The following is a 1,453-nucleotide window of genomic DNA, read 5'->3' as shown; positions in this document are numbered from 1 at the left end:
ACGCTTCCTAATGTCGTTGTCAAGCGGTGGCGGTGACTGGCGGTGTGACCTGGTAGCACCGTCGGTCACGGATCAGGGCCCATAGGACGTTGACGCGTCGGCGGGCAAGGGCCATCACGGCCTGGACGTGTCGCTTCCCCTCCGCGCGCTTGCGGTCGTAGAACTTCCGCGAGTTCGGGTCGCACCGGATGCTGACCAGCGCCGAGGTGTAGAAGACACGCTGGAGCCTGCGGTGGTAGACGACCGGTCGGTGCAGGTTGCCGCTGACCTTGCCCGAGTCGCGAGGCGCGGGGGCGACGCCGGCGAAGGACGCGAGGGCGTCCGGGGAGTCGAAGCTGTCCAGGCTGCCGCCGATGCCTGCCAGGAACTCGGCACCGAGCACAGTACCGATCCCGGGGACGCTCTGGACTATTTCGGCGAGTTCGTGCTCGCGAAACCGGCCCTCGATGAGCTTGTCCATCTCGGCGATCTGCTCGTTCAGGGCCATCACCCCCTCGGCCAGGGTGTGGACCAGTTTCGCAATGGCCTTCTCCCCAGGGACGGAGGTGTACTGCCGCTCCGCTGCCTCAACGGCCGCTTCGGCCAGGGGTCTCGCGTTTCGGACCTTTCGGTTGGCCAGCCACTTGGCCAGCCGTGCGGTGCCGACGCGGCGGATCGCCGCTGGCGTCTGGTAACCCGTCAGCAGGATCAGCGGGCCGGTGTTGGTCAGCTCCAGTGCCCGTTCAAGGGCAGGGAACATGCCCAGCAGGGTGCCCCGCAGCCGGTTCACCGCGCGGGTGCGGTCCTCGACCAGGTCTGCCCGGCGCCCGGTCAGCAGCTTCAGCTCGACCACGGCCTCGTCGCCGGGACGGATCGGCTGCAGGTCACGACGCATCCTGGCCTGGTCGGCGATCACGAAGGCATCGCGGGCATCCGTCTTGCCCTCGCCGCGGTAGCCGTCGGACGCCCGGTTCACCAGTCGGCCGGGGATGTAGAGGACTTCCTGACCGTGGGCCACCAGCAGGCTCAGCAGCAGCGCCGGCTCCCCGCCGGTCATGTCGATCGCCCAGGTCACCTGGCGACCACCGGCCACGGCGAGGACATCCCCGATCAGCTGCAGCAGCTCCGGCTCATCGTTGGCCACCCGCCGTGAAAGCAGGGTCCTGCCGTCGGCATCCAGGGCCAGGCCATGGTGATGGCCCTTGCCGCTGTCGATCCCCGCCCAGATCCGGCTCATCATGCTCCTGACGTGCGTGTTCGTTCGGTTCGTACCACGGACGACCTCGCCGGCATTGCTCTACTCAGCGACTTCTTCGCACTTCCTAATCGGCGGCCGAGTCGTCGTGGGGCGCCGGGCGGCGAAGCGTCGAATGCCACGAGCTGGCAGCGGCCTGATAGCCACACCCAGCGCCCCTGGGCGACCCAACCTTACGAATGGCTCGATCAACCCGACTCAGAAGGTAGAGCGGCCTGA

At 67.9% G+C, this 1,453-nt stretch carries 1 protein-coding gene; it reads right to left on the bottom strand.

Annotated features, from left to right (window positions below; all coding sequences use genetic code 11):
• Positions 1-19: 19 nt before the first annotated feature.
• Positions 20-1,216 (bottom strand): IS110 family transposase, encoded by a 1,197-nt coding sequence (locus tag ACFV0G_RS39325; protein ID WP_033821820.1) that lies wholly within the window; start codon positions 1,214-1,216, stop codon positions 20-22.
• Positions 1,217-1,453: the final 237 nt, after the last annotated feature.

This window comes from Kitasatospora sp. NPDC059571 (assembly GCF_042735675.1).
GTDB lineage: Bacteria > Actinomycetota > Actinomycetes > Streptomycetales > Streptomycetaceae > Kitasatospora.
The sequence above is the reverse complement of the archived record's forward strand: the minus strand, read 5'-3'. Positions and strand labels throughout refer to the sequence as shown.